Annotated in this window: 1 protein-coding gene; it reads left to right on the top strand. The window is 43.2% G+C overall.

What is annotated here, in order from left to right; all coding sequences use genetic code 11:
- A partial coding sequence (locus tag ACTHUR_RS19355; protein ID WP_440400411.1) for a contact-dependent growth inhibition system immunity protein occupies positions 1-238 on the top strand: 238 nt, incomplete at its 5' end.
- Positions 239-488: the final 250 nt, after the last annotated feature.

Genomic DNA, 488 nt, shown 5'->3' with positions numbered 1-488 from the left:
GGATTGGGTTGCCAACCTATGCGGGAACTTGGGCTATAAAACCAGACGCGCCCTATTTAAAAACATGATGAGCGTGGATATTTGGCTGCACAACGGCTGCCTGAAAATCAGCCCAAGCCGCCATGTCAAGCTGGAAGCGTGGGATGCCATTGATGCAGACAATGTAATTTTATCATTGGATAACAGTCCTGAAGAAATCGGAGCAGGTTTAAAGTTGGCATTGAGCCGCTGCCGATAATATTTGGCAAAAGTCGTCTGAAAGCCGGAAAAATGTTTCAGACGACTTTTTTATCACACTCAAGGCCAGCGTGCGTACCGCACACACCTTACCTGCATAGGTTTAATGCGGGCTACGGCTTGCTTGGAAGGATATGTGAATTAAAATTTAAAAAAGTTGACTTTCCCGTTCCTAATACTAATTGGAAAAATTCTATTGATGTCTTGAATGAATCAGGTAATGTTAATAGACCACGTTATAGGCTGTCTAT

It is taken from the genome of Neisseria sp. P0021.S007 (genome assembly GCF_051956855.1).
Note: the sequence above shows the minus strand (reverse complement) of the source record. Positions and strands in the feature narration are given on the sequence as shown.